Annotated in this window: 29 protein-coding genes and 3 tRNA genes; 11 read left to right on the top strand and 21 right to left on the bottom strand. The window is 73.1% G+C overall.

The window, feature by feature from the left end; all coding sequences use genetic code 11:
* A partial coding sequence (locus AB0K37_RS08380; RefSeq protein WP_363976745.1) for a DAK2 domain-containing protein occupies positions 1-508 on the bottom strand: 508 nt, incomplete at its 3' end.
* A gap of 185 nt (positions 509-693) precedes the next feature.
* On the opposite strand from AB0K37_RS08380, the gene rpmB reads away from it, so the two are divergent.
* Positions 694-888 (top strand): 50S ribosomal protein L28, encoded by a 195-nt coding sequence (rpmB, locus tag AB0K37_RS08385; protein WP_067632165.1) that lies wholly within the window; start codon positions 694-696, stop codon positions 886-888.
* Between the two features lie 106 nt (positions 889-994).
* Here rpmB and thiD read toward each other — a convergent pair whose 3' ends face one another.
* From thiD to AB0K37_RS08400, 3 genes are all read right to left on the bottom strand, one after another.
* Complete coding sequence (gene thiD, locus AB0K37_RS08390; protein ID WP_363976748.1) at positions 995-1,798, bottom strand: bifunctional hydroxymethylpyrimidine kinase/phosphomethylpyrimidine kinase; 804 nt, start codon at positions 1,796-1,798, stop codon at positions 995-997.
* A 71-nt stretch (positions 1,799-1,869) separates the two neighbouring features.
* Complete coding sequence (locus tag AB0K37_RS08395; protein ID WP_363976751.1) at positions 1,870-2,751, bottom strand: cellulose binding domain-containing protein; 882 nt, start codon at positions 2,749-2,751, stop codon at positions 1,870-1,872.
* Positions 2,752-2,853: 102 nt separating this feature from the next.
* Positions 2,854-3,774: a thiamine-phosphate kinase gene (locus tag AB0K37_RS08400; RefSeq protein WP_363976754.1), complete on the bottom strand. Its 921-nt coding sequence runs from the start codon at positions 3,772-3,774 to the stop codon at positions 2,854-2,856.
* Between the two features lie 133 nt (positions 3,775-3,907).
* Between AB0K37_RS08400 and AB0K37_RS08405 the strand changes: the two genes are divergently transcribed.
* Positions 3,908-4,141 (top strand): Lrp/AsnC ligand binding domain-containing protein, encoded by a 234-nt coding sequence (locus AB0K37_RS08405; protein WP_345174931.1) that lies wholly within the window; start codon positions 3,908-3,910, stop codon positions 4,139-4,141.
* Positions 4,095-4,607 carry a DUF3515 domain-containing protein gene (locus AB0K37_RS08410; protein ID WP_363976757.1) on the top strand — a complete coding sequence of 171 codons (513 nt, stop codon included), beginning with the start codon at positions 4,095-4,097 and terminating at the stop codon, positions 4,605-4,607. The genes AB0K37_RS08405 and AB0K37_RS08410 overlap by 47 nt, the downstream gene beginning before the upstream one ends.
* Positions 4,608-4,622: 15 nt before the next feature.
* Here the strand turns inward: AB0K37_RS08410 and AB0K37_RS08415 are convergent, their stop codons facing one another.
* The 11 genes from AB0K37_RS08415 to AB0K37_RS08465 all read right to left on the bottom strand — a co-directional run bounded on the left by AB0K37_RS08415 (position 4,623) and on the right by AB0K37_RS08465 (position 11,995).
* Positions 4,623-5,177 carry a nuclear transport factor 2 family protein gene (locus AB0K37_RS08415; protein ID WP_360350912.1) on the bottom strand — a complete coding sequence of 185 codons (555 nt, stop codon included), beginning with the start codon at positions 5,175-5,177 and terminating at the stop codon, positions 4,623-4,625.
* A complete protein-coding gene (locus AB0K37_RS08420) occupies positions 5,174-5,368 on the bottom strand; it encodes a ferredoxin (protein WP_179833341.1) in 195 nt (64 codons plus the stop codon). The genes AB0K37_RS08415 and AB0K37_RS08420 overlap by 4 nt, the downstream gene beginning before the upstream one ends.
* Positions 5,365-6,705 carry a cytochrome P450 gene (locus AB0K37_RS08425; RefSeq protein WP_363976761.1) on the bottom strand — a complete coding sequence of 447 codons (1,341 nt, stop codon included), beginning with the start codon at positions 6,703-6,705 and terminating at the stop codon, positions 5,365-5,367. Before AB0K37_RS08425 ends, AB0K37_RS08420 begins: the two co-directional genes overlap by 4 nt.
* On the bottom strand, positions 6,702-7,481 hold the full coding sequence (locus AB0K37_RS08430; RefSeq protein WP_363976764.1) for an SDR family oxidoreductase: 780 nt from the start codon (positions 7,479-7,481) through the stop codon (positions 6,702-6,704). Before AB0K37_RS08430 ends, AB0K37_RS08425 begins: the two co-directional genes overlap by 4 nt.
* Positions 7,481-8,677, bottom strand: a complete 1,197-nt coding sequence (locus tag AB0K37_RS08435) for a cytochrome P450 (protein ID WP_363976766.1) — start codon at positions 8,675-8,677, stop codon at positions 7,481-7,483. Before AB0K37_RS08435 ends, AB0K37_RS08430 begins: the two co-directional genes overlap by 1 nt.
* Before the next feature lie 10 nt (positions 8,678-8,687).
* Positions 8,688-9,275 (bottom strand): helix-turn-helix domain-containing protein, encoded by a 588-nt coding sequence (locus AB0K37_RS08440; RefSeq protein ID WP_363976769.1) that lies wholly within the window; start codon positions 9,273-9,275, stop codon positions 8,688-8,690.
* Between the two features lie 60 nt (positions 9,276-9,335).
* Positions 9,336-9,419: transfer RNA gene (locus AB0K37_RS08445), tRNA-Tyr, on the bottom strand.
* 25 nt (positions 9,420-9,444) lie between these two features.
* Positions 9,445-9,517: transfer RNA gene (locus AB0K37_RS08450), tRNA-Leu, on the bottom strand.
* Positions 9,518-9,522: 5 nt separating this feature from the next.
* Positions 9,523-9,596: transfer RNA gene (locus AB0K37_RS08455), tRNA-Leu, on the bottom strand.
* 229 nt (positions 9,597-9,825) lie between these two features.
* Positions 9,826-11,325 (bottom strand): protein kinase, encoded by a 1,500-nt coding sequence (locus tag AB0K37_RS08460; protein WP_363976771.1) that lies wholly within the window; start codon positions 11,323-11,325, stop codon positions 9,826-9,828.
* Positions 11,326-11,419: 94 nt separating this feature from the next.
* Positions 11,420-11,995 (bottom strand): TetR/AcrR family transcriptional regulator, encoded by a 576-nt coding sequence (locus AB0K37_RS08465; RefSeq protein WP_363976774.1) that lies wholly within the window; start codon positions 11,993-11,995, stop codon positions 11,420-11,422.
* 74 nt (positions 11,996-12,069) lie between these two features.
* On the opposite strand from AB0K37_RS08465, the gene AB0K37_RS08470 reads away from it, so the two are divergent.
* The 5 genes from AB0K37_RS08470 (at position 12,070) to AB0K37_RS08490 (ending at position 16,411) form a co-directional block, all read left to right on the top strand.
* The gene (locus AB0K37_RS08470) at positions 12,070-12,774 is read left to right on the top strand and encodes an enoyl-CoA hydratase-related protein (protein WP_363976777.1); all 705 of its coding nucleotides are present in this window, start codon (positions 12,070-12,072) and stop codon (positions 12,772-12,774) included.
* A gap of 92 nt (positions 12,775-12,866) precedes the next feature.
* Positions 12,867-14,297, top strand: a complete 1,431-nt coding sequence (locus AB0K37_RS08475; RefSeq protein WP_363976779.1) for an aldehyde dehydrogenase — start codon at positions 12,867-12,869, stop codon at positions 14,295-14,297.
* Positions 14,294-15,028: an SDR family oxidoreductase gene (locus tag AB0K37_RS08480; protein WP_363976781.1), complete on the top strand. Its 735-nt coding sequence runs from the start codon at positions 14,294-14,296 to the stop codon at positions 15,026-15,028. Before AB0K37_RS08475 ends, AB0K37_RS08480 begins: the two co-directional genes overlap by 4 nt.
* On the top strand, positions 15,025-15,900 hold the full coding sequence (locus AB0K37_RS08485; protein ID WP_363976784.1) for an NAD(P)-dependent oxidoreductase: 876 nt from the start codon (positions 15,025-15,027) through the stop codon (positions 15,898-15,900). Before AB0K37_RS08480 ends, AB0K37_RS08485 begins: the two co-directional genes overlap by 4 nt.
* 169 nt (positions 15,901-16,069) lie before the next feature.
* On the top strand, positions 16,070-16,411 hold the full coding sequence (locus AB0K37_RS08490; protein ID WP_363976787.1) for a carboxymuconolactone decarboxylase family protein: 342 nt from the start codon (positions 16,070-16,072) through the stop codon (positions 16,409-16,411).
* Here the strand turns inward: AB0K37_RS08490 and AB0K37_RS08495 are convergent.
* Positions 16,408-16,980, bottom strand: a complete 573-nt coding sequence (locus AB0K37_RS08495) for an acetamidase/formamidase family protein (protein ID WP_363976789.1) — start codon at positions 16,978-16,980, stop codon at positions 16,408-16,410. The genes AB0K37_RS08490 and AB0K37_RS08495 overlap by 4 nt on opposite strands.
* A 159-nt stretch (positions 16,981-17,139) precedes the next feature.
* Between AB0K37_RS08495 and AB0K37_RS08500 the strand changes: the two genes are divergently transcribed.
* On the top strand, positions 17,140-19,008 hold the full coding sequence (locus tag AB0K37_RS08500) for a beta-propeller domain-containing protein (RefSeq protein WP_363976792.1): 1,869 nt from the start codon (positions 17,140-17,142) through the stop codon (positions 19,006-19,008).
* Here AB0K37_RS08500 and AB0K37_RS08505 read toward each other — a convergent pair.
* From AB0K37_RS08505 to AB0K37_RS08515, 3 genes are all read right to left on the bottom strand, one after another.
* A complete protein-coding gene (locus AB0K37_RS08505) occupies positions 19,005-20,129 on the bottom strand; it encodes a D-alanine--D-alanine ligase family protein (protein WP_360350947.1) in 1,125 nt (374 codons plus the stop codon). The genes AB0K37_RS08500 and AB0K37_RS08505 overlap by 4 nt on opposite strands.
* 71 nt (positions 20,130-20,200) lie before the next feature.
* Positions 20,201-21,190, bottom strand: coding sequence for an NAD(P)H-dependent glycerol-3-phosphate dehydrogenase (locus AB0K37_RS08510; RefSeq protein WP_363976917.1), 990 nt, complete (start codon positions 21,188-21,190; stop codon positions 20,201-20,203).
* A gap of 17 nt (positions 21,191-21,207) precedes the next feature.
* Positions 21,208-22,164 (bottom strand): lysophospholipid acyltransferase family protein, encoded by a 957-nt coding sequence (locus AB0K37_RS08515; protein ID WP_363976795.1) that lies wholly within the window; start codon positions 22,162-22,164, stop codon positions 21,208-21,210.
* Positions 22,165-22,269: 105 nt separating this feature from the next.
* Between AB0K37_RS08515 and cofC the strand changes: the two genes are divergently transcribed.
* Both cofC and AB0K37_RS08525 read left to right on the top strand, forming a co-directional pair.
* Positions 22,270-22,926: a 2-phospho-L-lactate guanylyltransferase gene (gene cofC / locus AB0K37_RS08520; protein WP_345174897.1), complete on the top strand. Its 657-nt coding sequence runs from the start codon at positions 22,270-22,272 to the stop codon at positions 22,924-22,926.
* A gap of 10 nt (positions 22,927-22,936) precedes the next feature.
* Positions 22,937-23,149 (top strand): hypothetical protein, encoded by a 213-nt coding sequence (locus AB0K37_RS08525; protein ID WP_363976798.1) that lies wholly within the window; start codon positions 22,937-22,939, stop codon positions 23,147-23,149.
* A 123-nt stretch (positions 23,150-23,272) separates the two neighbouring features.
* On the opposite strand, the gene AB0K37_RS08530 is transcribed toward AB0K37_RS08525, so the two are convergent.
* Entirely contained in the window at positions 23,273-23,551 is a 279-nt protein-coding gene (locus AB0K37_RS08530; RefSeq protein WP_021598708.1) for an HU family DNA-binding protein, read from the bottom strand.
* 158 nt (positions 23,552-23,709) lie between these two features.
* Entirely contained in the window at positions 23,710-23,898 is a 189-nt protein-coding gene (locus AB0K37_RS08535) for a hypothetical protein (RefSeq protein WP_218935032.1), read from the bottom strand.
* Positions 23,899-24,071: the final 173 nt, after the last annotated feature.

The following is a 24,071-nucleotide window of genomic DNA, read 5'->3' on the forward strand; positions in this document are numbered from 1 at the left end:
GCAGCGCCTGCCGGGCGCCCGCGGCGGCGGCCCGCGCGGCCTCCGGGAGCCCGGTACCGGGGGCCGCCGCGCAGGCCGCGGCGGCTTCGGCGAGGACGCTCAGGATCGTGCCCTCGACGGGGTGCTCGACGGCGCCGCGGGCCAGGACGGACGCGTGGTCGAGGGCGGCCGCGAGGGACGCGCCGTCCGGGGGCGCCTCCATCGGGCCGAGGACGTCGGCGAGCCCCCGGAACACCTGGCTGAGGATCACACCGGAGTTGCCCCGGGCGCCGAGCAGCGCGCCCTGCGCCAGGGTCCGCCACGGGTCCGCGCCGCCCGGCGGCTCGTCGAGGGCGTCGGCCGCCGCCACGACGGTCAGGTGCAGGTTGGTGCCGGTGTCGCCGTCCGGGACGGGGAACACGTTGAGCGCGTCGATCTCGGCCCTCGTCCGTCCGAGGGCCTCCGCCGCGAGCCTGCACCACCGCCGCACCGCCGCGGGGTCGAGGACCGCCGCATCATCGAGGGCCACCGTGCTCCCTTCCGCGCCGCCGGGTCGCGGCGCCGCCGATTCGCTAACCCGTCGCGCTGTCGGCTAGTCTGGTCCACGCGCCACGTTCGTGGCGCTCATCAGTGAGCGTCCATGATGCCCGGCCCGCCCGAGGCGGCAGCCGGGTGGCGCTCCGATCAGAGCATCGACACCACTTGGAGTTTCCCGTGGCTTCCGTCTGCGACGTCTGCGGCAAGGGACCCGGTTTCGGCATGCGCGTCTCCCACTCGCACCGCCGCACCCCGCGCCGCTGGAACCCCAACATCCAGCGCGTGCGCGCCGTCGTGAACGGCAGCACCAAGCGGATCAACGCCTGCACGTCCTGCATCAAGGCCGGCAAGATCGTCAAGCCGACGGTCTGAGTCCTGCCGGACCGCCCCGGGCGGGCGGTCCGCTTCACGGCTTCGGTCGGCTCATCGGGATTCCCGGTGAGCCGACTTTCGCGTTCTCGGGCGGTCGCGGCGCCGTTCAGTCGCGGTACCGCCAGGCGTGGTCGACGGGGCCGATGCCGGCGCCGAGCGGGAAGCCCGCCGCGATCGCGCCCGTCACGTACTCCTTGGCCTTGGCCACCGCCGCCGGGACGTCGTCGCCGAGCGCCAGGTGCGAGGCGATGGCGGACGCGAGCGTGCAGCCGGTCCCGTGGGTGTGCCGGTTGTCGTGCCGGGGGGCGGTGAAGCGGTGCTCGCGCTCCCCGTCGAACAGCAGGTCGGCGGGCTCGCCCGGCAGGTGGCCGCCCTTGATCAGCACCCAGGCGGGGCCGAGCGCCTTGACCGCCTCGGCGGCCTCGCGCAGGCCGGACTCGTCCACGACCTTGACGCCGGTGAGCTGCTCCACCTCGTACAGGTTGGGCGTGACGACGGTCGCGGCCGGCAGCAGCGCCGAGCGGACGGCGTCCACGGCCTCCGGCGCGAGCAGCGAGTCGCCGTGCTTGGAGACGCCGACCGGGTCGACGACGGCGGGGGCGTCGGACGCGGCGAGCGCCTCGGCGACGACCTCGACGAGGGCGGTGGACGCGAGCATGCCGGTCTTGATCGCGTGGACGCCGATGTCGGACAGGACCGAGTCGAGCTGGGCGCGCACGGCCTCGGGGGGCAGTTCCCAGTAGCCCTGGACGCCGAGGGAGTTCTGGGCGGTGACGGCGGCGACGACGCTCATCCCGTGGACGCCGAGCGCGAGCATGGTCTTCAGGTCCGCCTGGATGCCGGCGCCGCCGCCGGAGTCCGAGCCCGCGATGGTGAGCACGAGGGGCGGGGCGGAGGCAGTACGCGTCATACAGCCCACTTTATGGTGATCTGCGGGAAGCGGCGATCCGCCGGAGGGCGTCTCCCCGAAAGCGCCTGATCTCAGACCAGCGTGCAGGGCAGCCTGTTGAGGACGCAGGCGGACGGCCTGGACGGGGTGCCCTGCGCGGCGAACACGATCCTCACGGAGCCGCCGGGCGCGATGGCGGTGCGGCCGCGGACGAAGGGGACCCGGCCGGTCCGCACGACGGTGGCGCCCTGCACGGCCGTGACCGAGACGTTCGGGATCTTGAAGGCCAGCGCCCACGCGCTGACGGGCCGCTGCCCCTTGTTGGCGATGGTGGCGGTCGCCTTGAACCCTCCGGGGGTGCGGGAGGCGACGCGGAACCCGATGACGAGGCCGTCGGGGCGTCCCGCGCCGCGGCTGGCGCGCCCGCCGGGGCCGCGCTCGGTGATCTGGTTGTCGCGCGGGTCGGTCTGGGAGGTCTTCGGGGAGCCGCCCGCGAAGTTGAGGGAGATCTGCTGGGTGCTCAGCGCGTAGGAGACGATCCCCACGGCGATGACGAGCGCGACGATCGGGAGCAGCGGGAGCGGCAGCACGGAAACGATCTTCGTCCAGCCGCTCTTGCCGGAGTCGTCCGCGGCGGAGTCGCCGGACTCCGGCGCGCCGGGCGTGCCGCCGGGTTCGGGCGGCAGCCCGCGCGGCTGCTCGGGGAACGCCGCCGCGGGAGCGCCCGGGTAGTCGCCGGGATAGTCCCCGGGGAGCGGGGCGAAGCGGTACGGGTCGGGCGGCGGGTCGTGCTGGCGCTCGGCGACCGGCGGCGGACCCGACCTCACCTGGTCGTGCGGCGAGACGTACACGCGGTCGTCGGTCGGCCCGGAGAAGAGGTCGTAAGAGGGGTCGACCGGAGCCCCGAAGTACGGCCCTCGCGACGCTTCGGCGGGGTCGTCGTCCGGTTGCTCAAGCCTGGAGTGTCGTCCCATCCCATTCCTCTTCGATCACAGGATGTATACCAAAACCGTCCCAAGCATGCCTACCGGATGTGTCAACGCACACGGCTGTACGCGCTGAGTCCACCGGGGCGTTCAGCCTGGGAAATGATCCCATGCTCCGGGGGGCGGCGGGCGCCCGTCCACGCGCACCCCGGCCCCTTCGGCGACGGTCCCGATCCGCTTCCAGGACGGCGGCAGGACGGCGTCCGCCGGGTACGTCCCGGCGAACGCGTGGTCCTCGCCGCCGGTGAGCGCGTGGCGCAGCCCGTCCGGCCCGAGGATCTCCGGGACGGGCACGGAGGCGGAGTCGAGGTCGATCCGCACGCCGCTCGCGCCGGCGATGTGCCCGAGGTCCTGGACGAGCCCGTCGCTGACGTCGAGCAGCGCGGTGGCACCGTGGGTCCGCGCCTCCTCACCGGCGGTGTAGGGCGGCTCGGGACGGCGGTGCGCCGCGATCAGCTCCTCGGGCCCGTCCCGCCCGGCCTCCAGCAGCGCGAGCCCGGCGGCGGCGTAGCCCAGCCTGCCCCGGACGGCCACGACGTCGCCCGGGCGCGCCCCGGACCGGGTGAGCGGCGCCGCCCCGCCGAGGTCCCCGAGCGCGGTGATCGCGAGCGTGACCTGCGGCGCGGCCACGACGTCGCCGCCCGCGACGGACGCCCCCGCCGCGCGGCACTCGTCGGCGAGCCCGTCGTAGAGCCGCTCGGCCCAGTCGGCGCGGGTTCCGGGCGGGGCGGCGAAGCCGACGAGCAGCGCCGTGGGGTTCGCGCCCATCGCGACGACGTCGGCGAGGTTCTGCGCGGCGGCCTTGCGTCCGATGTCGTAGGGGCCGGACCAGTCGAGGAGGAAATGCCGCCCTTCCACGAGCAGATCGGTGGTGGCGACGACGCGCCCGTCCGGCGCGGCGATCACCGCGGCGTCGTCGCCGGGGCCGAGCCGGACGGCCGGGCCCTGGGGCAGCCGCCGGGTCAGGCGGCCGATCAGGCCGAACTCGCCCAGCTCCCCGATCGTGCCCATTTGCGCCGTTCCCCCGCTTTCTCGGTTTTCTTCCGGTTCGTACCGGGCACGCCGTACCCCGACCGCCCGCGGCGGCGCGTAACACGATACGGTGAACCCTCCGACGGTTGATTCTCCGCTTGGGGAGGACGTGATGGTGCAGGCCTACATCCTCATCCAGACCGAAGTCGGCAAGGCAGCCGAGGTGGCGGACCACATCTCCGGCATCACCGGCGTGACCCGGGCGGAGGACGTCACCGGACCCTATGACGTGATCGTCCGAGCGGAGGCGCGGAATGTTGACGAGCTGGGCAAGCTCGTCGTCGCGCAGATCCAGGGCGTTGAGGGCATCACGCGGACCCTCACGTGCCCGATCGTCCATATCTGAACGTCCCGCGGCAGCGCACCGCTCCCTCGCCGTCCTCGGCTGCCTGGCACTGCTCGCCGCGGCGTGCGGAGACGGGGCCGTGCAGGTCCCGGTTCCGAACCCGGACGCGGCGACCCGGCGGCTCTGCCAGGGGCTGCGACTGCCCGAGAAGGTGCACGGGCAGAAGCGCCGCGACACCTCCCCCGACTCCCCGCTGACCGCCGCGTGGGGCTCCCCCGCGATCGCGCTGCGCTGCGGCGTCCCCCTTCCCGCCACACTCCGCCAGACCTCGGAGCTCGTGACCATCAACGGGATCGACTGGTTCGGGCAGCCCGCCGACCGGCCCGTGACCTTCACCGCGGTGGGGCGGCAGGCCTACGTCGAGGTGACGGTGCCGCCGAAGTACAACCCGGCCGGCGACGTGCTGATCGAGCTCGGGCCGGCGATCAAGGCGACGATCCCGGCGAAGCCCGAGGGGCAGATCTGACCGGCGACCCCCTGGTCACCAGATCGGGACGGGGCTCTCCCCCCGCGGGTAGTAGCCGGGGATCGGCTCGCCGGACGCCGCCCGCTCCAGCCGCCGCTTCATCCCGTCCGACAGCACCCCGGCCTTCATCATCTCGACGAACACCGAGGTGACGTTGCCGAGGTCGAACCAGTCGCGCTGCCACGACCACCGCCGGTCCCCCGCGTACCGGAACCAGGACCCGCCGATGCCGAGCACCTCGTAGGGCGTCCCGTCGGGGCGGCTCGCGTCGGCGACCTGCTTCCAGAACCCGACGACCTCGCCCCTGCGCTCGTCGATCAGGATGCTCTGGTACGGATATGTCCAGCCGTCCAGGCCGCCCATCTCCGAGCCGAGCGCGATGTCGCGGATCTCGTCCCGGCCGACGGCCATGAAGTCCTGGTCGGGGCCGATGTTCCAGCCGTAGGTGGCGTCCTCGGTGTAGAGGTCGGCGAGCGGGCGCCAGTCGCCGGCCTCCTCGCAGCGGCGGTTGGCCTCCAGCCAGTGCTCGACCATCGCGTCGAGCTCTTCACGGGGGAACGCGGGCATCATGTCTCCAGCAGTTTGAGGGCCTGGGTCGGGCAGTAGCGGACGGCGGAGGCCACCTCGGCGCGCATGTCCTCGGGCGGCTCGGCGTCGAGGACGCGGACCTTGCCCTTGGACGGCACCTCGAAGACGTCGGGGGCCTCCAGCTCGCACATGGCGTGTCCCTGGCACAGGTCCAGGTCGGCCTCGATCCTCACCGGCGCCTCCGGCGGTAGCGGACGGCGCAGGGCTGGGCGAGCTGGACGACCATCTTCGAGTGGTCGTCGCGGTAGCTCTCCGGCGGCTGGGCGGGCTCGAACTCCCAGTCCCGCAGCAGCACCGAGAAGATGGCCTTGAGCTGCATCATCGCGAAGTTCGCGCCGACGCAGCGGTGCCGGCCGGCGCCGAACGGCACCCACGTCCAGCGGTGGAGCACGTCCTCCTCGCGGGGCGCGGCGTAGCGCTCGGGGTGGAAGGCGTCGGCGTCGGGGAAGTCGGCCTCGATCCGGTTGGACACGGCGAGGCTGCAGCCGACCATGGTGCCCGCCGGGATGCGGTGCCCGACCACCTCCTGGTCGGACTGCGCGACCCGCAGCAGCAGGATCAGCGGCGGATGCAGCCGCAGCGCCTCCTTGATCGCCGACTCCAGGTTCGGGATGGCGCGCAGCGCCTGGAAGGAGACCTCGCGGCCGTCGGCGTACAGCTCGTCCAGCTCGCGGACCACGCCGTCCAGGACGCCGGGGTGGCGGAGCAGCTCGATGAGCGTCCAGGCGGCGGTCCCGGACGTGGTGTGGTGCCCGGCGAACATCATCGAGATGAACATGCCGGTGACCTGGTCGGCGTCGAACTTGAGCGTGCCGTCCGCGTCCCTGACCGACATCAGCACGTCGAGCAGGTCGCGGTCCTCCCTGGGCGGGTTCGGCGGCCGCGAGTCCATGATCTGCTGGACGAGCTCCACCAGCGCCGCGCGCGCCGCGTCCCGCCGCCGGAAGCTGTCGATGTCGGCGTGGGGGTCGACGTAGGCGATCGCGTCGGTGCCGCGTTCGAGGTCGTGGTACAGGTCGGCGAACCGGCGGTCGAGCTGCTCGCGGAACTTGCGCCCGATCAGGCACGCGGACGAGGTGTAGATCGTCAGCTCGGCGAAGAAGTCGAGCAGGTCGATCTCGCCCTCCTCGCCCCAGCCGGCGACCATCCGGTCGACCTCGGCGGAGATCGTCGCGGCGTGCCCCTTCATGAACGAGCCCTTGAGGGCCTGGTTGTGCAGGGCCTCGCGGCGCTGCTCCGGCGTGGCGTCGAACACCACGCCCTCGCCGAAGATCGGCGTCATGAACGGGTAGGCCTCGGCCTGGTCGAGCTCCTCGTCGGGGGCGCGGAAGAAGAACTCGTTGGCCTCCGCGCCCGACAGCAGCACGACGCGGCGTCCGGCGAGGCGGAACTCGCCGACGTCGCCGCACTCCTCCCGGACCCGCCTCATCAGCCCGATCGGGTCCGAGCGCAGCTCCTCCAGGTGGTCGGGCCCGCCCGACACGACGCGCGGCTCCACCAGTGCGGTCACGACTCCTCCAACGGTGCTTCTGGCTGGACTTCGACGAGCCGGAGATGGGCGCCGCGCGGGGTCGCGACGATCGCGGCGACGGCGGCTGCGACGTCGGACGGGCGCAGGAAGTAGGGGTGGCGGGCGTGGCCCCACTTGCCCCAGTCCTCCAGGACGGCGCCGGTCGTCTCCGCGTCCCAGCTCATGCCCATGCCGGTCGCGGTCGGCCCCGGCCGGACGATGGACGCCCGCACGCCGGTCCCCTCCAGCTCCATCTGCATGGTGCGGGCCATCCCCTCGACGCCGTTCTTGGCGGCGACGTAGGCGCCCGTCCAGGAGCGCGGCGCGGGGACGGTGTCGGAGGAGACGAACACGATGTCGCCGCGCCGCCGCGCGACCATCGGGGGGACGAACTGCGACACGAGCCGGTGCGCGCCGACGAGGTGGACCTGCACCTGCGCGAGGAACTCGGCGGTGTCGAGCTCGTGCAGGCGCCCGGCGGAGAGGTCGCCGGCACTGGAGACGACGACCTCGATTGGGCCGAGCGCGTCGGCGGCCGCCGCGGCGAACGTCTTGACGGAGTCGGAGTCGGCGACGTCCAGCGGGTGCGCGAACGCCTCTCCCCCGCCGGCCCGGACCGTCGCGGCCAGCTCCTCGCACTTGCCGACGCGCCGAGCGCCGAGCGCGACCGGGTGCCCGGCCATCGCCAGCGCCGTCGCCGTCGCCGCGCCGATCCCGGACGAGGCGCCGGTCACCACGGCCGGGCGCCGCCGCGGATGGGGGTCGAACCTGGGCATCAGCGCACCTCCACGCGCAGGGGCAGGGCGGCGAAACCGCGGACGTTCACCGAGTGCACGCGCTCGGCGCCGTCGTGGTCGACCTCGTAGGAGGACACGCGGCGCACGAACTCGGTCAGCGCGATGCGCGCCTCCAGCCGAGCCAGGTTCGCGCCGAGGCAGAAGTGCCGTCCGCCGCCGAAGCTGACGAGCTGCGAGGTGTCGCGGTCGAGGTCGTAGGCGTCGGCGTCGTCGAACACGCGGGGGTCGCGGTTGGCCGACCCGACCAGCAGGAGCAGGCGGTCGCCCTCGCGGACGCGCCGCCCGTGCAGCTCGACGTCGCGCACGACCTTCCGGGCGAGCATCTGGCTGGAGGTGTCGTAGCGGAGCGTCTCCTCCACCCAGTCGTCCACGCGGGCCGGGTCGCGAAGCGGCTTGGCGCCCTGGTCGGGGTTGCGCGCCCCCCAGTACAGGGCGTTGGCGAGCAGCTTGGTGGTGGTCTCGTTCCCGGCGACCACCATCAGGAACAGGAAGGCGATGACCTCCTCGTCCGCCAGCCGGTCGCCGTCGATCTCGGCGTCCAGGAGCGCGGAGGTCAGGTCGGCGGTCGGCGCGCGGCGCCGCTCGGCGACCATGTCCTGGTAGTAGCCGGCGAGGGTGAGCGCCGCCTCCATCCCCGCGGGCGGGACGTCGTTCAGCCCCTCCTCCCGGTGGACGACCGTGTCGGCGAGCCGGCGCACCTCGGCCCGGTCGGCCTCGGGGACGCCCATCATCTCCGAGATGACGTCCATCGGAAGAAGGCCCGCGAAGTCGGAGACGAAGTCGAACTCGCCCTTCTCCAGGGCCGGCTCCAGGTGGCGCCTGGTCAGCGCCAGGATGCCGTCCGCCAGCTCCTTGACCCGCCGTGGCGTGAACCCCTTGGACACCAGGGCGCGCATGCGGGTGTGGCGCGGCGGGTCGAGCGCGAGGAACGACATCGTCCGGGGCGCGTGGGGGCCCCAGGCGCTCGGCTCCACCGACACGCCGTGGGAGTTGGAGAAGGTCGCGTGGTCGCGGAAGGCCGCGGACACGTCGGCGTGCCGGGACAGCGCCCAGAAGCCGATCTCGTCGTTGCGGTAGAGGGGCGCCTCCTCGCGGAGGCGCGCGTAGAGGGGGTAGGGATCCTCGTGGACGGCGTAGTCGAAGGGGCTGTAGGAGACCTGCGCGGCAGGGTCCACGGCCGTCACCTCACTCGGGGGGTTCGGGCAGGATGAGCTCCGCCATCTCGGCGAGCCGGTCGGCCATGCGGGCGTAGGAGGTGTAGCCCATGCCCGCGTACAGGAGCGCGCCGGTGTAGGCCAGTTCCAGCGCGCCGAGGATCTTGGGGTCGTCGTGCTCGCGCAGCGCGGCGCGGAGCCGTTCGCGGATCGCGTAGCCGATCCGCATCCGCAGTTCGCGGACGTCGGGGTCGGTGCCGAGCAGGGCGGTGGTGCACGCCGCCGCGAGGTCCGGCTCGTCCGACACCAGCAGCGCGATCTCGCGGAGCGTCCCCACGACCCGTTCGCGCAGCGTCCCGTCCGCCTCGACCGGGGGCAGGGCGCTGAGCCGCCGCCAGAACACCTCGGTGATCAGGTGGTTCTTGGAGGCGAAGTAGGTGTACGCGGTCGCGGGCGCCACGCCGGCGCGGCGGGCCACGTTGCGGACGGTCAGGCCCTCGTAGCCGGTCTCGGCGACCTCCACCACGGCGGCGTCGGTCAGCCGCCGCACCGTGTCGGCCTGCCGCTCGGTGAGGCGGCGCCGGGTGGACTCGGTCAGGGGTTCGGGTTTTCCGGACACGTGTCCAGACATTAGTTCAGAAGTGGGCCGCGCGCAACGCTCCGGCGCGTCGTCCCCGGGTGAGGCGGGTGGGATTCGAACCCACTCAGTCAGCGACACTTGGGTTACAGCCAAGCCCGACTCTCCGAACGTCGGCGCCGCCCCTCGCGCGGGCCGCGGGCCCGCGCCGTACCTCCGGAGGGATTCGAACCCCCAGCGCACAGCACCTCATGCTGCCGTCTCTGCCGTTGGACTACGGAGGCATGCGTGCGGCTCCCGGGATTCGAACCCGGAACGTCCACTTCCTGAGAGTGGTCTCTCTGCCTGTTGGAGTAGAGCCGCGGGAAACTCGCCTGGACGGGCGTCGCTCGCGGCGGCTCGGCCGGGGCCTCTAGGAGACGGGATACCGGCCGGGGCGGGCATGCGACGCCGAGGGCAGTCGAAGTCGATACTGCTCCAGAGCCATGGCCGGTCCTCCTCTCGGACGTCTCGCGTCACCGTCGCCGTCTCGGACGGGCTGACGTCGTCAACGGTGCCACCGGCGGCGCGGCGGCCGCAACGGGTTTTCGGCTCAGCTCTCGTCCGGCAGGGCCGCGCCGAACGCGACCAGCGCCCAGAACGCGACCATGATCCAGCCGAGCGCGATCCCCGTCACCGCGAGCCCGAGCCCGCGCTCGCCAGAGCGCCGCAGCCGCACCCAGGCCATGTGCCCGGCGATGATCGCGGGGATGGACGGCAGCCCGCAGGTGATGAGCCCCACCGCGCCCATGGACACCGCGTAGATCGCGAGGCTGTTCATGGGCGGCTTGCCGTGCGGATGACGCGCGGCCGGGTACTGGTGGGGCGCCTGGGTCGGGTGGCCCTGGTAGCCCGTCTGCCCCTGGTAGCCCGTCGGCTGCTGGTAGCCGGTCTGCTGCTGGTACCCGGTCGGCTGCTGGTAGACGGCCTGCCGGGCGTCGATCGCGTCGGCGTAGCGGCTCCAGCTCTCCGCCTCGGCGGTCCGTCCCTGCCCGCTGAGCAGGACGGCGAGGTTGCGCATCGCGGCCGGGTCGCCGGCCTGCGCGGCCTGCCGGTACTGCCCCTCGACGAGCGCCGCGGCCTCCCCCGCGGCGAGGGCCGGAGCGGCCCCCGGCGCCTGCGTCCCGGGCGTCTCGGTCCGCGGCCGGGAGGGCGGCTCGGTGCGGTCCCCGCCCGGGGTCTGCGGTGGGGGCGGCGTCTCGGCGCGGTGCCGGCCGGGCGCCCGGGTGTGCCGCGTGGAGGGCGCGGGCTGCCGGACCCCGCTGGAGATGAGGCCGTCCAGCAGCGACTGGGCGGACGGCCGCCGCGCCGGGTCCTTGGCCAGCGCCGCCTGGACGGCCTTCAGCAGCGTGCCGTCCAGCCCGCCCAGTTCGGGTTCGCCGCTGATGATCTGGTGGATGACCGCCGGCAGCGAGTTGCCGCCGAAGCACGGCCCGCCGCGCGCCGCGAAGGCCACGGTCGCGCCCCAGGCGAACACGTCGGACGCCGGGCTCGCGCCGCGCCCGTCCAGCTGCTCGGGGGCCATGAACGCGGGCGTGCCGATGATGCCGCCGGTCGCGGTGAGGCGCGTCCCGTCCAGCGAGCGGGCGATGCCGAAGTCGATGACGCGCGGCCCGAACGTGGACAGCAGCACGTTGGCGGGCTTGAGGTCGCGGTGCACCACCCCCGCGTCGTGGATGGCGGTCAGCGCGGTCGCGATGCCGACCGCGACGGCCTCCAGGTCGGCGCCGCGCAGCGGCCCCTCCTTCGCGACGGCGTCGTCCAGGCTGGGGCCGTTGACGAACTCGGTCACCAGGTAGGGCGGGTCGGCCGCGGGGTCGGCGTCCAGGACCGGCGCCGTGCAGAACGGGCGCACCCGCTGCGCCGCCGCGACCTCCGCCTCGAACCGCGCGCGGTACTGCCGGTCGGCCGCGTACTCCCGCCGGATCACCTTGAGGGCGACCTTGCGCCCGGACGCGTCCAGCCCCGCGTACACCGTCCCCATGCCGCCCTCGCCGAGACGGTCGACGACCCGGTAGGGGCCGATGCGTTCCGGCAGGTCGGCGTGCGGCACGGACATACTCCTCGGGACGGCAATCGGCCCTACAAGCCTGGCACATCCCCACACTTCACGCGGCCCGGTCCGCGATCTCTCCGGGCCCGCGCCGTCAGCCGAGCTCGGCCCGCAGCGTCCGGGCCACCATCTCGGCGGTCACCTCCAGCGGACGGACGTCATGCGCCGTCCGGCTGAGCACGAGCGCCCCCTCGAAGGCGCTCAGCACGTAGGTGGCCAGATCCTTCGCGCGTTCGTCCGGGATCCCGCCCTCGGCCAGCCTCCGCGCGAGGGAGAGCTCCCACAACGCGAACACTTCCGCGCACGCGTGCCGCAGCGGCTCGCTCGTGCTGGCGACCTCCAGCGCCACGGTCGCGATCGGGCACCCGTCGCCCCACTCCGACCTCTCCAACGCCTCCGCGCTCAGCCGGAACATGTCGAGAACCGACCGCTCCAGGTCCCGGTCGGCCCGCGCGAACACGAGATCGAACAGGCGCAGGTACCGATCGCCCGAATGCCGCACGGCCTCAGCCCCCAGCTGCTCCTTCCCGCCCGGGAAGAAGTGGTACAGCGACCCCCAGGGCGCCTCGCCCGCCGCGGTGATCTGCTTGAGCCCCGTCCCGGCGTACCCCTGCTCGCGGAACAGCTGGGCGCTGGCCTCCAGCAGCCGGGTCCGTGTGTCGCGCGTCATGGGGACACCCTAGCCATTGCCCTCACTAGATCGATCTATCTAGTATGACGATCGATCTAGACAGGAGGCGCTTCATGAGCGTGCGAACCGAACGCCGCGGCCCCGTCCACGTCATCACCCTCGACCGTCCGGACCGCCGCAACGCGGTCGACGGGCCGACCGCCCGGCGGCTGGCCGGCGCGGTCCGCGACTTCGAGGACGGCGACGCGAAGGTCGCCGTGCTGACCGGCGCCGGCGGCGCCTTCTGCGCGGGCAACGACCTGAAGGCGATGGCCGCGGGCGAATTCCCCGCCCCGACCGCCGACGGCCCGCCCCCGATGGCGGTGACGCGCGCCCGCCCGTCCAAGCCGGTGATCGCGGCGATCGAGGGCTACTGCTTCGGCGGCGGCTTCGAACTGGCCCTGTGGTGCGACCTCCGCGTGGCGTCGGAGACCGCCGAGTTCGGCCTGCTCAACTTCGAGCACGGCCTCCCGTCCCTGGACGGCGCCACCGTCCGGCTCCCCCGCCTGGTGGGGCAGCCCCGAGCCCTGGACGCCCTCCTGACCGCCCGCCGCATCCCGGCCCGGGAAGCCGCGAACTGGGGCCTGCTGACCGCCCTCACCCCACCCGGCGAAGCCCTGGAGACGGCACAGGCCCTGGCCGCCCGGATAGCGTCCCTCCCCGCCCCAGCCCTCCAGGCCGCGCGAGCGTCCCTCCTGGCACAGGGCCCTCTCCCCGAGGCAGATGCCTTGAGGAACGAAACAACCCTCGCCCTGTCCGCACTGCCCGCTCCCACGTGACCGCACGCGAATTCGCGGGAGCGCCTTGCGTCCCGGCGGGGGCTGAACTGTAGTCTGGACAGGTGTCCAGAACAAACGATCGCTTGCTTCTGGTGGACGGGCGTCTCGTCCCCGGGGCGGGCGGCGCCTTCGAGACGATCAATCCCGCGACCGAGGAGGTGCTCGGCACCGCCGCCGACGCCTCCGCAGACGACATGGACCGGGCGATCGCGGCCGCGCGCCGCGCGTTCGACGAGACCGGGTGGGCGACCGACCACGCCTTCCGCGCGCGGTGCCTGCGGCAGCTCCGGGAGGGGCTGCGGCGGCGGGCCGGCGAGCTGCGCGAACTCACGATCAAGGAGGTGGGCGCGCCGAGGTTCCTGACGTTCGGGGCCCAGTTGGACGCGCCCGTCGACGACCTCGCGTGGTTCGCGGACCTGGTCGAGGAGTACGGCTGGGAGCGGGACCTCGGGCGGGCCGAGCCGATGGGGATGCCCAGCCACCGGCGGGTCGTCCGGGAGGCGGTGGGCGTCGTCGGCGCCGTCACCCCGTGGAACTTCCCGCACCAGATCAACCTCGCCAAGCTGGGTCCGGCGCTGGCGGCGGGCAACACGGTGGTGCTGAAGCCCGCGCCCGACACGCCCTGGTGCGCGGCGGTGCTCGGCGAGGTCATCGCTGAGGAGACCGACATCCCGCCGGGCGTGGTCAACGTCGTCACCTCGTCCGATCACGCGCTGGGCGCCCAGCTCACACGGGACCCCCGCGTCGACCTGGTGTCGTTCACCGGGTCCACGGCGACGGGACGCGACGTGATGGCGAGCGCGGCCGGCACGCTCAAGCGGGTGTTCCTGGAGCTCGGCGGCAAGTCGGCGTTCGTGGTCCTGGACGACGCCGACCTGCGGGCCGCGTGCTCGTACGCGGCGTTCGCCGGGATCACCCACGCCGGTCAGGGCTGCGCGATCACGACCCGGATCCTCGTCCCGCGCGGGCGCCACGACGAGGCCGTGGAGATCACCGCCGGGGCGCTGGCGAAGCTCGGCGCCGGCGACCCGCAGGACGACCGGACGATCTGCGGCCCGGTCATCTCGGCGCGTCAGCGCGAACGGATCGAGGGCTACCTGGACCTGGCCGTCAAGGACGGCGGCGCGTTCGCCTGCGGCGGCGGCCGCCCGGAGGGCCGGGACAGGGGGTTCTGGATCGAGCCGACACTGATCACCGGGTTGACCAACGACTCGCGCGCGGCGCGGGAGGAGATCTTCGGGCCGGTGCTGGTGATCCTGCCGCACGACGGCGACGACGACGCGGTGCGGATCGCGAACGACTCGCCGTACGGGCTGTCGGGCGCGGTGCACGGCGGGGACGTCGAGCGGGCGCGCGGTGTCGCGCGGAGGCTGCGCACCGGGACGGTCAGCGTGAACGGCGGCGTCTGGTACGGCGCGGACGTCCCCTTCGGCGGCTACAAGCAGTCGGGCATCGGCCGCGAGATGGGCGTGGCCGGTTTCGAGGAGTACCTGGAGACCAAGGCGATCGCGGAGGGCGTGTGAGGTTCGAGGGAAAGGTCGCGGTCGTCACCGGGGCCGCGCAGGGAATCGGCGAGGCGTACGCGCGCGCCCTGGCGTCCGAGGGCGCCCACGTGGTCGTCGCGGACGTGGACGAGCGCGGCCGGGACGTCGCGGACGACATCAAGGGCCTGTTCGTGCGGACGGACGTGTCCGACCCCGCGTCCGTGGACGCCATGGCCGGGGAGGCGGCGGAGCGGTTCGGCGGGATCGACCATCTCGTCAACAACGCCGCCATCTTCGGAACGATGAAGCTGGACTTCCTCTTCACCGTCGACTGGGACTACTACAAGAAGTTCATGTCGGTGAACATGGACGGCGCGCTGCTGTGCGCGCGCGCCTGCTACCCCCACATGCAGGCGCGCGGCGGCGGTTCGATCGTCAACCAGTCGTCCACGGCGGCGTGGCAGTACTCGGGCTTCTACGGGCTCGCCAAGGTCGGCGTCAACGGGCTCACGCAGCAGCTCGCGCACGAGCTGGGCGGCATGAACATCCGCGTGAACGCGATCGCGCCGGGCCCGATCGACACCGAGGCCAACCGGACGGTGGTGCCGGGCGGCATGTCGCAGAAGATCGTCCGGGACAAGATGGCGCTCAAGCGGATGGGGTCGCCCGAGGACCTGGTGGGCGCCTGCCTGTTCCTGCTGTCGGACGACGCCGCGTGGATCACCGGCCAGATCGTCAACGTCGACGGCGGCGAGGTGTTCCGGGCATGAGCGATGCGCGCGTCCCCCCGCCGGGTGAACGCATGGCGGTCGGCTTCATCGGGCTCGGGCAGATGGGGGCGCCGATGGCGACCCACCTAGCGGGCAGGGGCCTGGCCGTGTACGACGCGCGGGCCGAGGCCGTGGCGCCGCTGGTGAAGGCGGGCGCGCGGGCGGCGAGGAGCGTCGCCGAGGTGGCCGCGCACTGCGACCTGGTCTCGGTCATGGTCCGGGACGACGCCCAGGTGACGGAGGTGGCCGAGGAGGTGCTCGCGAGCGCGCGTCCGGGCACGGTCCTGGCCGTCCACTCGACCATCCGCGCGCGGACCGCCGAGGACCTGGCCTCGCGAGCGCGGCGCTACGGGATCGAGGTGGTGGACGCGCCGGTGAGCGGCGGGTTCATGGGGGCGAGCGCGGGCAGCCTCGCGGTCATGGTCGGGGGGACGGACGAGGCGTTCGAGCGGTGCCGCGAGCCGTTCGGCGCCTGGGCGGACCTCGTCCTGCACATGGGGCCGGTCGGCGCGGGCACCCGCGCGAAGCTGGCCCGCAACATGCTGCACTTCATCTCGTTCACGGCCGCCGCGGAGGCGCAGCGGCTCGCGGAGGCGGCGGGGGTGTCGCTGCGCAAGCTCGGCAGGGTCGTCCGGCACACCGACGCGATCACCGGCGGCGCGGGCTCGATCATGCTGCGGCCGACGACCGCGCCGCTGGAGCCGGACGACGACCTGTACGACATCCTGCGGCACACGCGGGATCTCGGCGAGAAGGACCTGTCGCTCGCGCTGGAGCTGGCGGACGAACTGGGAGTCGAGACCCCGCTCGCACGGATCGCCCTCGACCGGTTCGGTGCGGGGCTGGGGTTGGCGGGAGAGGCCGATGACTGAGCGAAGCGAACCGGGGGGCGTGGGGGGTCGTCCCCCCACGGAGAACACGCCTGAGCGAAGCGAACCGGGAGGTGTGGAGGGTCGCCCCTCCACAGAGAACACCCCTGAGCGAAGCGAACCAGGGGGTGAGCGCGGCGAAGCCGTGGGGCGGCGTGAGCGTGGGCTGGAGATGATGCGTCAGGTCTACGGCTGGGAGGTCTCGGACGGGCCCGGCGACTTCTTCGGCATCACCGTGGAGCACCTGTTCGGCGACATCTGGACGCGGCCGGGGCTGAGCATCCGCGACCGGCGGCTGCTGCTCGTCGGGGCCCTCGCCGGTCAGGGGCTGAACGACGTCCTCGACATCCAGATCCCGGCGGCGCTGGCCAACGGGGAGCTGTCCCCGGACGAGCTGCGCGAGATCGGCGTGTTCCTCACCCACTACATCGGCTGGCCGCTCGGGTCGAAGTTGAGCGTCCAGATCGACACGCTGATCGCCAGGCACGAGAAGCGCGCGCGGCGGGACGGCTAGCACAGGCGCGGGGTCGGGTCGGGCATCAGCATCGGCCCGGTCACGCGGAACCGTTCGACGCCCTGCCGGGTGAGGCTGACGCGCAGGTCGATCCAGCCGCGCACGCCGGGCTCGCCGCAGTCGTAGGCGCCCCTCCGCGGGAAGTGCAGGTCGCCCACCGACAGCTTCGCGCCGCGCACGTGCACCGGCAGCAGGATCCGGGAGCCGGCGGTGAGCGGTGCGATGAGGCATCCGCCGACGTCGCGGCCGCGCGCCTCGCCGGGCACGGCCACGGGGTCGGACGGCGCGCAGCCGATGATCCCGGGGTGGCCGCCGGCGTCGCGCCCGCCGCCGGGGCGCCCGACGGCGAGCACGTCCACCACGATCACGTCGCCGGGCTCCGCGCCGACGACGACGAGCGGCCCGCACAGCAGGATGCCGCCGCCGGGTTCCCGGCCGGGGCACTCCATCCGGACGGACCCGCCCGTGATGACCTCCGCCACACCCGGGATGTCGGGGTGCCAGTGGGAGTGTCCGAGAACGTCCCGCATCCCGGGGTCGCCGAGGTCGAACACGGCTGGTGAAGGCATCGGGCAGAGCTCCTTCCGCAGGGATCAGGTGATGCTCCGATCCTGACCAGCCGCTGTTTCCGGACGGTTTCGGCTTCCTGACGCTCGCGTAAGACGGCCTTCACCGGAAAATCCCCGAGTCCCCGGGAACCGGGCCGTGAACGCGCGCGTCCAAGGTCCATGCGTGGTCGCATCCTCCTCCCGGTCGCGACAACGCTCCTGCTGGCCGGAGCGGCCGGGTGCGTCAGGTCAGGGCAGGTCCACGACCGGGACTCCCAGCCGCCGCCGGTGCGGCTCGTCGCCTATGGCGGCTGTGACGCGCTCCTCGACGAGCTGCGCAGCGCCACCTTGGACAAGGTCGGACCTTACGGGCTCGTCAGCGTGCCGGGCGGCGGCGGCTTCGAGGCCCTGGCGAAGGCGCAAGGCGCGGGCAAGGTCCCCGGGGCCCCCGCGCCCGCTCCGGAGCACTCCACCACGAACTCGCATGAGCCGGACGCGGACGAGCCCGATCTCGTGAAGACCGACGGCCGCCGGATCGTCGCGTTCGCCCGGGGACGGCTCAGGGTCATCGACCCGGCGTCGCGCAAGGTGGCGCACACGGTGGAGCTCCCGGGCGGCACCCGCTACGACGACGGAGAGCTGCTGCTCAGTGGTGACCGTGTGCTCGTGCTTACGCGGCAGGCCATGGCCGTCCCCTTCGAGGGTCCGGTACCGGGCCGGTCAGCGCCCGGTCGGCCGCTGCCCGAGCCGACGCAGACGACGCGCCTCACGCTGGTCGATCTGTCCGGCAAGCCCAGGGTCACCGGGACGATGACGTCCGGCGCCGACTACGTGGACGCGCGGCAGACCGGCTCCACGGTCCGCGTGGTGGTGAGGTCGCATCCGCGCATCTACTTCCCCGGTGGCGACGGCGAGAAGAAGGCCGTCGCGGCGAACCGGGAGGCCGTGTGGAAGGCCCCGCTGGACGCCTGGCTCCCGTCCTTCGAGGTGGAGGGCGGGGCGACGTACCGGACGCCGTGCGACCAGGTCAGCCGCCCGTCCTCGTACGCGGGTTCCTCGATGCTGACCGTGCTGACGCTCGACCTGGCGAAGGGCCTCGGCGACCCGCGGCCGGTCGCGGTGACCGCTGACGGCTCGACCGTCTACGGCAACGGGAAGAACCTCTACATCACCGGCACTCCCCCGGAGCTTTTCGCGTGGTCGCGTAAGAAGGCGGTCGAGCCGCGTACGGACGTCTACAAGTTCGACGTCCGCGGTAGCGAGCGTCCTAGGTACGTGGCCTCGGGCTCGGTCAAGGGCTTCCTGCTCAACCAGTACTCGATGTCGGAGCAGGAGGGGAACCTCCGCCTGGCCGCGACGACCAGCCCGAACGAACCCGGCAGGCAGGCGTCGCAGAGCTCGGTGTACGTCCTGGCCCAGCACGGCGCACGACTCGACCAGATCGGAAGGCTCGACGGCCTCGGCAAGGGCGAGCGGATCCACTCCGTCCGGTTCATCGGCGCCACCGGCTACGTCGTGACGTTCCGGCAGACGGACCCGCTGTACGTCGTCGATCTCACGGACCCCCGCCACCCCCGGACGACCGGCGAACTCAAGATCAACGGCTACTCCGCCTACCTGCATCCGACGGCGGACGGGAAGCTGCTGGGGGTGGGGCAGGACGCCGACTCATCCGGCCGGACGAGCGGTCTCCAGGTGTCACTCTTCGACGTCTCCACCGGGCCCCGTAGGCTGGACGCCTACAAGCTCCCCGGAGCGGCCTCCCAGGCGGAGTTCGAACCGCACGCGTTCCTGTACTGGCCGAAGACCGGTCTCACCGTCGTACCGGTGACGCGGCGGGACGGCGGCCCACCAGAGGCGCTCGCCCTCAAGGTCACCGGTTCGGGCGTCACGAGGCTCGGAACCGTCCGGTCCCCGGGCCGGGACTTCACCGGCGGTGCCGGGCGCTCACTCGTCATCGGCGACACCCTCTGGACGTTCTCGGACGCGGGCGCGCGCGCCGTCGACGCGGCCACCCTCAAGGGCGGCGACCGGCTCGCCTTCGGCTAGCGCAGCCCGGTCGAGCGCTGGAGCGCCGTCTGGATGAGCCGGTCGACCAGCGCCGGGTAGTCCAGTCCCGTCGCCGCCCACATCTGCGGGAACGCCGACGCCGGGGTGAAGCCGGGCATCGTGTTGATCTCGTTGAGGATCCAGCGGCCGTCGGGCGTGTGGAAGAAGTCGACCCGGGCGAGGCCCTCGCAGTCGAGCGCGTCGAACGCCTGCACGGCGATGCGGCGGACCTCCTCGATCGCCGCGGGCGGCAGGTCCGGCGGGATCGCCATGGTGGTGGAGCCGTCGAGGTACTTCGTCTCGAAGTCGTAGAAGTCGTGGCCGCCCCCCATCAGCACCTCGGCGGGCACGCTGGCCTCGGCGGGGCCGTCGTCCACTCCCTGCAGGACGCCGCACTCGATCTCGCGGCCCTCGACGGCGGCCTCCACGATGACCTTGGGGTCGTGCTCGCGGGCCGCGTCGACCGCGGCCTCCAGGCCGGCCTCGTCGGTGACGCGGGTGATGCCCATGCTCGACCCGGCGCGGGCCGGCTTGACGAACACCGGCGTGCCGTCGGCCAGGCCGAGCTCCCTGATGATCTCGTCGACCTTGCGCTTGCGCTCGCGCCGCCACTCCCGGTCGCCGACCAGCACGTACGGGCCGACGGGCAGGCCGCGCGCCTGCCACACGAGCTTCATGAACCCCTTGTCCATGCCGACCGCGCTGGCCAGCACGCCGGCGCCGACGTAGCGGATGCCGGCGAGGTCGAGCAGGCCCTGGATCGTGCCGTCCTCGCCGTAGGGGCCGTGCAGCAGCGGCAGGACCACGTCGACGTCGCCGAGGGCCGCGGGCACCTCTCCCGGCCGGACCACCATCAGGCCGCGGCTGTCGGGGTCGAACGGCAGCGCGAGGACGCCGCCCTCCCCGGTCACCTCCGGGAGCCGGCCGCCCTCGATCGCCAGGCGCAGGTCCGCGGGCGGGAGCACCCAGCGCCCGTCGCGGGCGATGCCGATCGGCACGACCTCGTACCGGTCCCGGTCGATGGCGGCCATGACGGCGCCGGCGGTGACGCAGGAGATCGCGTGCTCGGAGCTGCGCCCGCCGAACACCACCGCCACTCGGATCCTAGAAACCTGGGACATGACGCCCGACCCTACCGGTGATCAGCACGGGTCGGCCACGAGCGAACCGGGCGCGCTGCGCTGCCACGCCGTCACACCCCGTACCGCTCGGGCTTGGGAGACCGCGAAATCAGCGAGATCGCCGCCTCCTTGATCGGTATGCCGCGGTGCAGCACGGCGGTGACGGCCTCGGTGATCGGCATCTCCACGTTGTGCTTGCGCGCCAGTTCCAGCACCGCCTCGGCCGACTTCACGCCCTCCGCGGTCTGCTTGGTGACGGCGATGACCTCGTCCAGGGTCATGCCGCGGCCGAGGTTCTCGCCGAACGTCCGGTTGCGCGCGAGCGGCGAGACGCAGGAGGCGACGAGGTCGCCCATCCCGGCGAGGCCCGCGAAGGTGTGCTCGTCGGCGCCGAGGGCGGCGCCCAGCCGGGCGATCTCGGCCAGCCCGCGGGTCATCAGCAGCGCCTGGGTGTTGGAGCCGAACCCGAGCCCGACCGACATCCCGACGCACAGGGCGACGACGTTCTTCACGGCGCCGCCCAGCTCGACGCCGATCACGTCCGTGGAGGTGTAGACGCGGAAGTAGGACGTCATGGTGGCGGCCTGCAGGCCGCGCGCGGCGTCCTCGTCCACGCACGCGGCGACGGCGGCGCTGGGCTCGCCGGTGGCGATCTCGCGCGCCACGTTCGGGCCGCTGAAGACGGCGACGCGCTCCTCGGGGACGTCGGCGACCTCGCGGATCACCTCCGACATCCGCCGGGTGGTGCCGAGCTCGACGCCCTTCATCAGGCTGACCAGGACGGCCTCGCGCGGCAGAAGGGAAACCCAGCCGCCGAGGTTGTGCCGGAGCGTCTGCGCGGGGACGGCGAGCGCGACGAAGTCGGCACCGCGCAGGGCCTCCGCCGGGTCCAGGGTGGCGCGGATGCTCTCGGGGAGCGGGACGCCCGGCAGGTAGTCGGTGTTCTCGTGCCGTTCGTTGATGCCCTCGACCACCTCCGGCCGGCGGCCCCAGAGGGTGACCTCGCCGCCGGCGTCGTGCAGCATCATCGCGAACGTGGTGCCCCAGGAGCCGGAGCCCATCACGGCGGTACGGAAGGTCACGAGTCGGCCGCCTTCGGTTCGGCCGCGCGCCGCCCGGCGGACTCCGGCCCGGCCGGTCCGGCCTGCTCGGGGACCGCGCCCCTGGCCGGGTCGGCCCCCATGTCCGCGGCCGGGTCGGCCCCCATGTCCGCGGCCGCCTCGGCCTGGGCGGCGCGGCGGCGCTCCTCCAGGACCCTGTGGTGGTCGAAGGGCTCGGCCGGCGGCTCCTCGCCGCGCAGCTCGCCGAGCAGTGCGGTGATCGCGGCCATGATGTCGTCGGTGGCGGCGCGCAGGGTCTCGCGGTCCAGCGGGAGGCCCGCGTACCGCGACAGGTCCACGGGCGGCCCGGCGATCACTCTCATCGTCTTGCGGGGCAGCGGGTGGACGCCCTTCTTCAGGCTGCCCGCCAGGCCCTTCTGCTCGCCCTTCTTGTACGGCATCAGCTCGTGCGCGCCCCAGCTCGCGACCGGGACGACCTTGGCGCCGGTCTGCAGCGCCATCCGCGCGGCGCCCGTCTGCCCCGTCATCGGCCACAGCTCTGGGTCACGGGTGCAACTGCCCTCCGGGTAGAACATCAGGCACTCCCCGTCCAGGAGGGCCTTCTCGGCGTCCCTGAGGGCCAGGGCGGCGTCGGCGCTGTCGCGGTAGACCGGGATCTGGCCGGTGCCCCGCAGCACCGCGCCGATGAACCTCACGTCGAACAGCGTGGACTTGGCCAGGTAGACGGGGTAGCGGCCCGACTCGTAGACGAAGTGGGCGAGCGCGAGCGGGTCGGATTCGGAGATGTGGTTGGCGGCGATGATCACGCCGCCCTTCCTCGGGACGTTGCCCCGGCCGCGCCAGTCGCGCTTGAGCAGCCCGTACAGCAGCGGCCGCAGGATGACGATCGTGAGCATGCGCCACCGCGGCGAGTAGCGGTGGCCCGGGCGTCCCTCCTCCTGCGAGGGGGCGACCCCCTGCTTCGCTCCGCTCATCCCGCCCCTCCCTCGATCCGGCCCGCAGGCGAACCTGGGGTGTCCTCAAGTGTCGCGGTTGCGGGCGCATAGTGTCGAGTTGCCATGTCTACACCAGCACCCCCCGTGCGAGCGCACGGGAAGCCGCCGCTCCGGTGGTCGCTCGTCGTCCCCGTGAAGGTCCTAGCCAAGGCCAAGACCCGCATGTCGGCGGCGGCAGGGCCGCACCGGGAGGCCCTGGCGCTCGCGGTCGCGGCCGACACGGTCGCCGCCGCGCTGCGCTGCGACCGGGTCCGCGACGTGATCGTAGTCACCGACGATCCCCTTCCGGCGGCCGAGCTCGCCGCCCTCGGCGCCCGGATCGTTCCGGACGTCCCGGATGCCGGCCTGAACCCGGCCCTGGTCTACGGCGCCGGCCGCGGCCGCGAGCTGGCCGCCGACGCCGGCGTCGGGGCGCTTTCAGCCGACTTGCCCGCTTTGCGACCTCTTGAACTCGCCCGCGTCCTGGACGCCGCGAGCGCCGCGCCCGAGGCGTTCGTGCCGGACGCGGCCGGCGTCGGCACGACCCTCTACACGGCCCGCCCGGGCGTCCCGTTCTCCCCCGCGTTCGGCGGCGGCTCGCGGACCGCCCACCGCGCCCGCGGCGCCCGGGAGATCCTTCTGCCCGGCACCGACAGCGTACGCCGCGACGTCGACACTCCGGACGACCTCCGCGCGGCGCTCGCGCTCGGCGCCGGTCCCCGCACCACGGCCGTCGCCTCCCGGCTGCCCTCGTTGGCCTAGAGTCTGGGGCATGCAGGGGACGGTGAAGGCGTTCGACGCGCAGACCCGCTCGGGGAGCGTGCTCCTCGACGACGGGACGGAACTGCCCTTCGACGCCGAGGCGTTCGCGGCGGGCGGCCTGCGGCTGCTGCGCTTCGGCCAGCGGGTGAACCTCGCACTGGACGGCGAGCGGGTCTCGGTGGTGACGCTGTCGACCTTCCCGCTTCCCACTCCGCCCGCCTGAGCAGGGCATCCCCGAACAAGCGCGGCCGAACGAGCGCGGCCGGGACGGGGCGCGTCCGGACGGGCCCGGAAACGCGTCAGCGCCCGGAACCACGCGGTCCCGGGCGCTGACGCGGTGAGGCGCTTACTTCTTGCCGGCCACCAGGTTCTTGAAGTCGGCGCCCGCCTTGAACTTCGGCACGGACGTCGCGGGAACCTCGATGGTCTTGCCCGTTGCGGGGTTGCGGGCCGTACGGGCAGGCCGGTCGGCCTTCTCGAACGAACCGAACCCGGTGATCGCGACCTTGTCGCCCTTGGCGACCGCGTTCTGGATCGCCTCCAGGATGGCGTCGACCGCCTCGGCTGCGGCCTTCTTGCTGCCCAGCCGGTCAGAGATGGCGTCGACCAGCTCACGCTTGTTCATGGGTTACTCCTCTAGTTCCCCCCTTGCCCGAACGAAACTAAGGGACCCTCACCATGGACACAATCACCTTCACGCAAACGATGGCGTGTCGCTGGCGTTTTTGTCGGTCTCGCCCCCGTCTCGCCCGGTGACCGGACCGGATCCGGCCACTGCGCACGCTAACCGACGTCGGGCCCGTCTTGGAAATCGGCGAGGAACGCGTCCAGCCTGCGGGCGGCCAGTTCGGCGTCCCGTTTCGCCAGATCGGTGATCGCCAGCAGGTGCCGGATGAGCCGCTGCCGGTCCTGTGGCGGAAGCGGCGCCACGGCGCGATGAGCGTCACGCAACTGCCGTGCGAGCTGCGTCAACGTCGGATCGTCCCACTCAGGCCCGGTCCACGGGGCCGTGCTCACTTGGAGTCCCCAAACGGTCGGCGGTCGTTGCACACTAGGGAGATTCTCCCCGCGTCCGCGCCGACCGTCTCGCCCGGGGTACGTTCGGGCGCGCCCGTGACGCCGGATACTTCCGGGTATCTGACGCC

It is taken from the genome of Actinomadura sp. NPDC049753, assembly GCF_040674655.1.
In the GTDB taxonomy this organism is placed as follows: Bacteria; Actinomycetota; Actinomycetes; order Streptosporangiales; family Streptosporangiaceae; genus Spirillospora; species Spirillospora verrucosospora.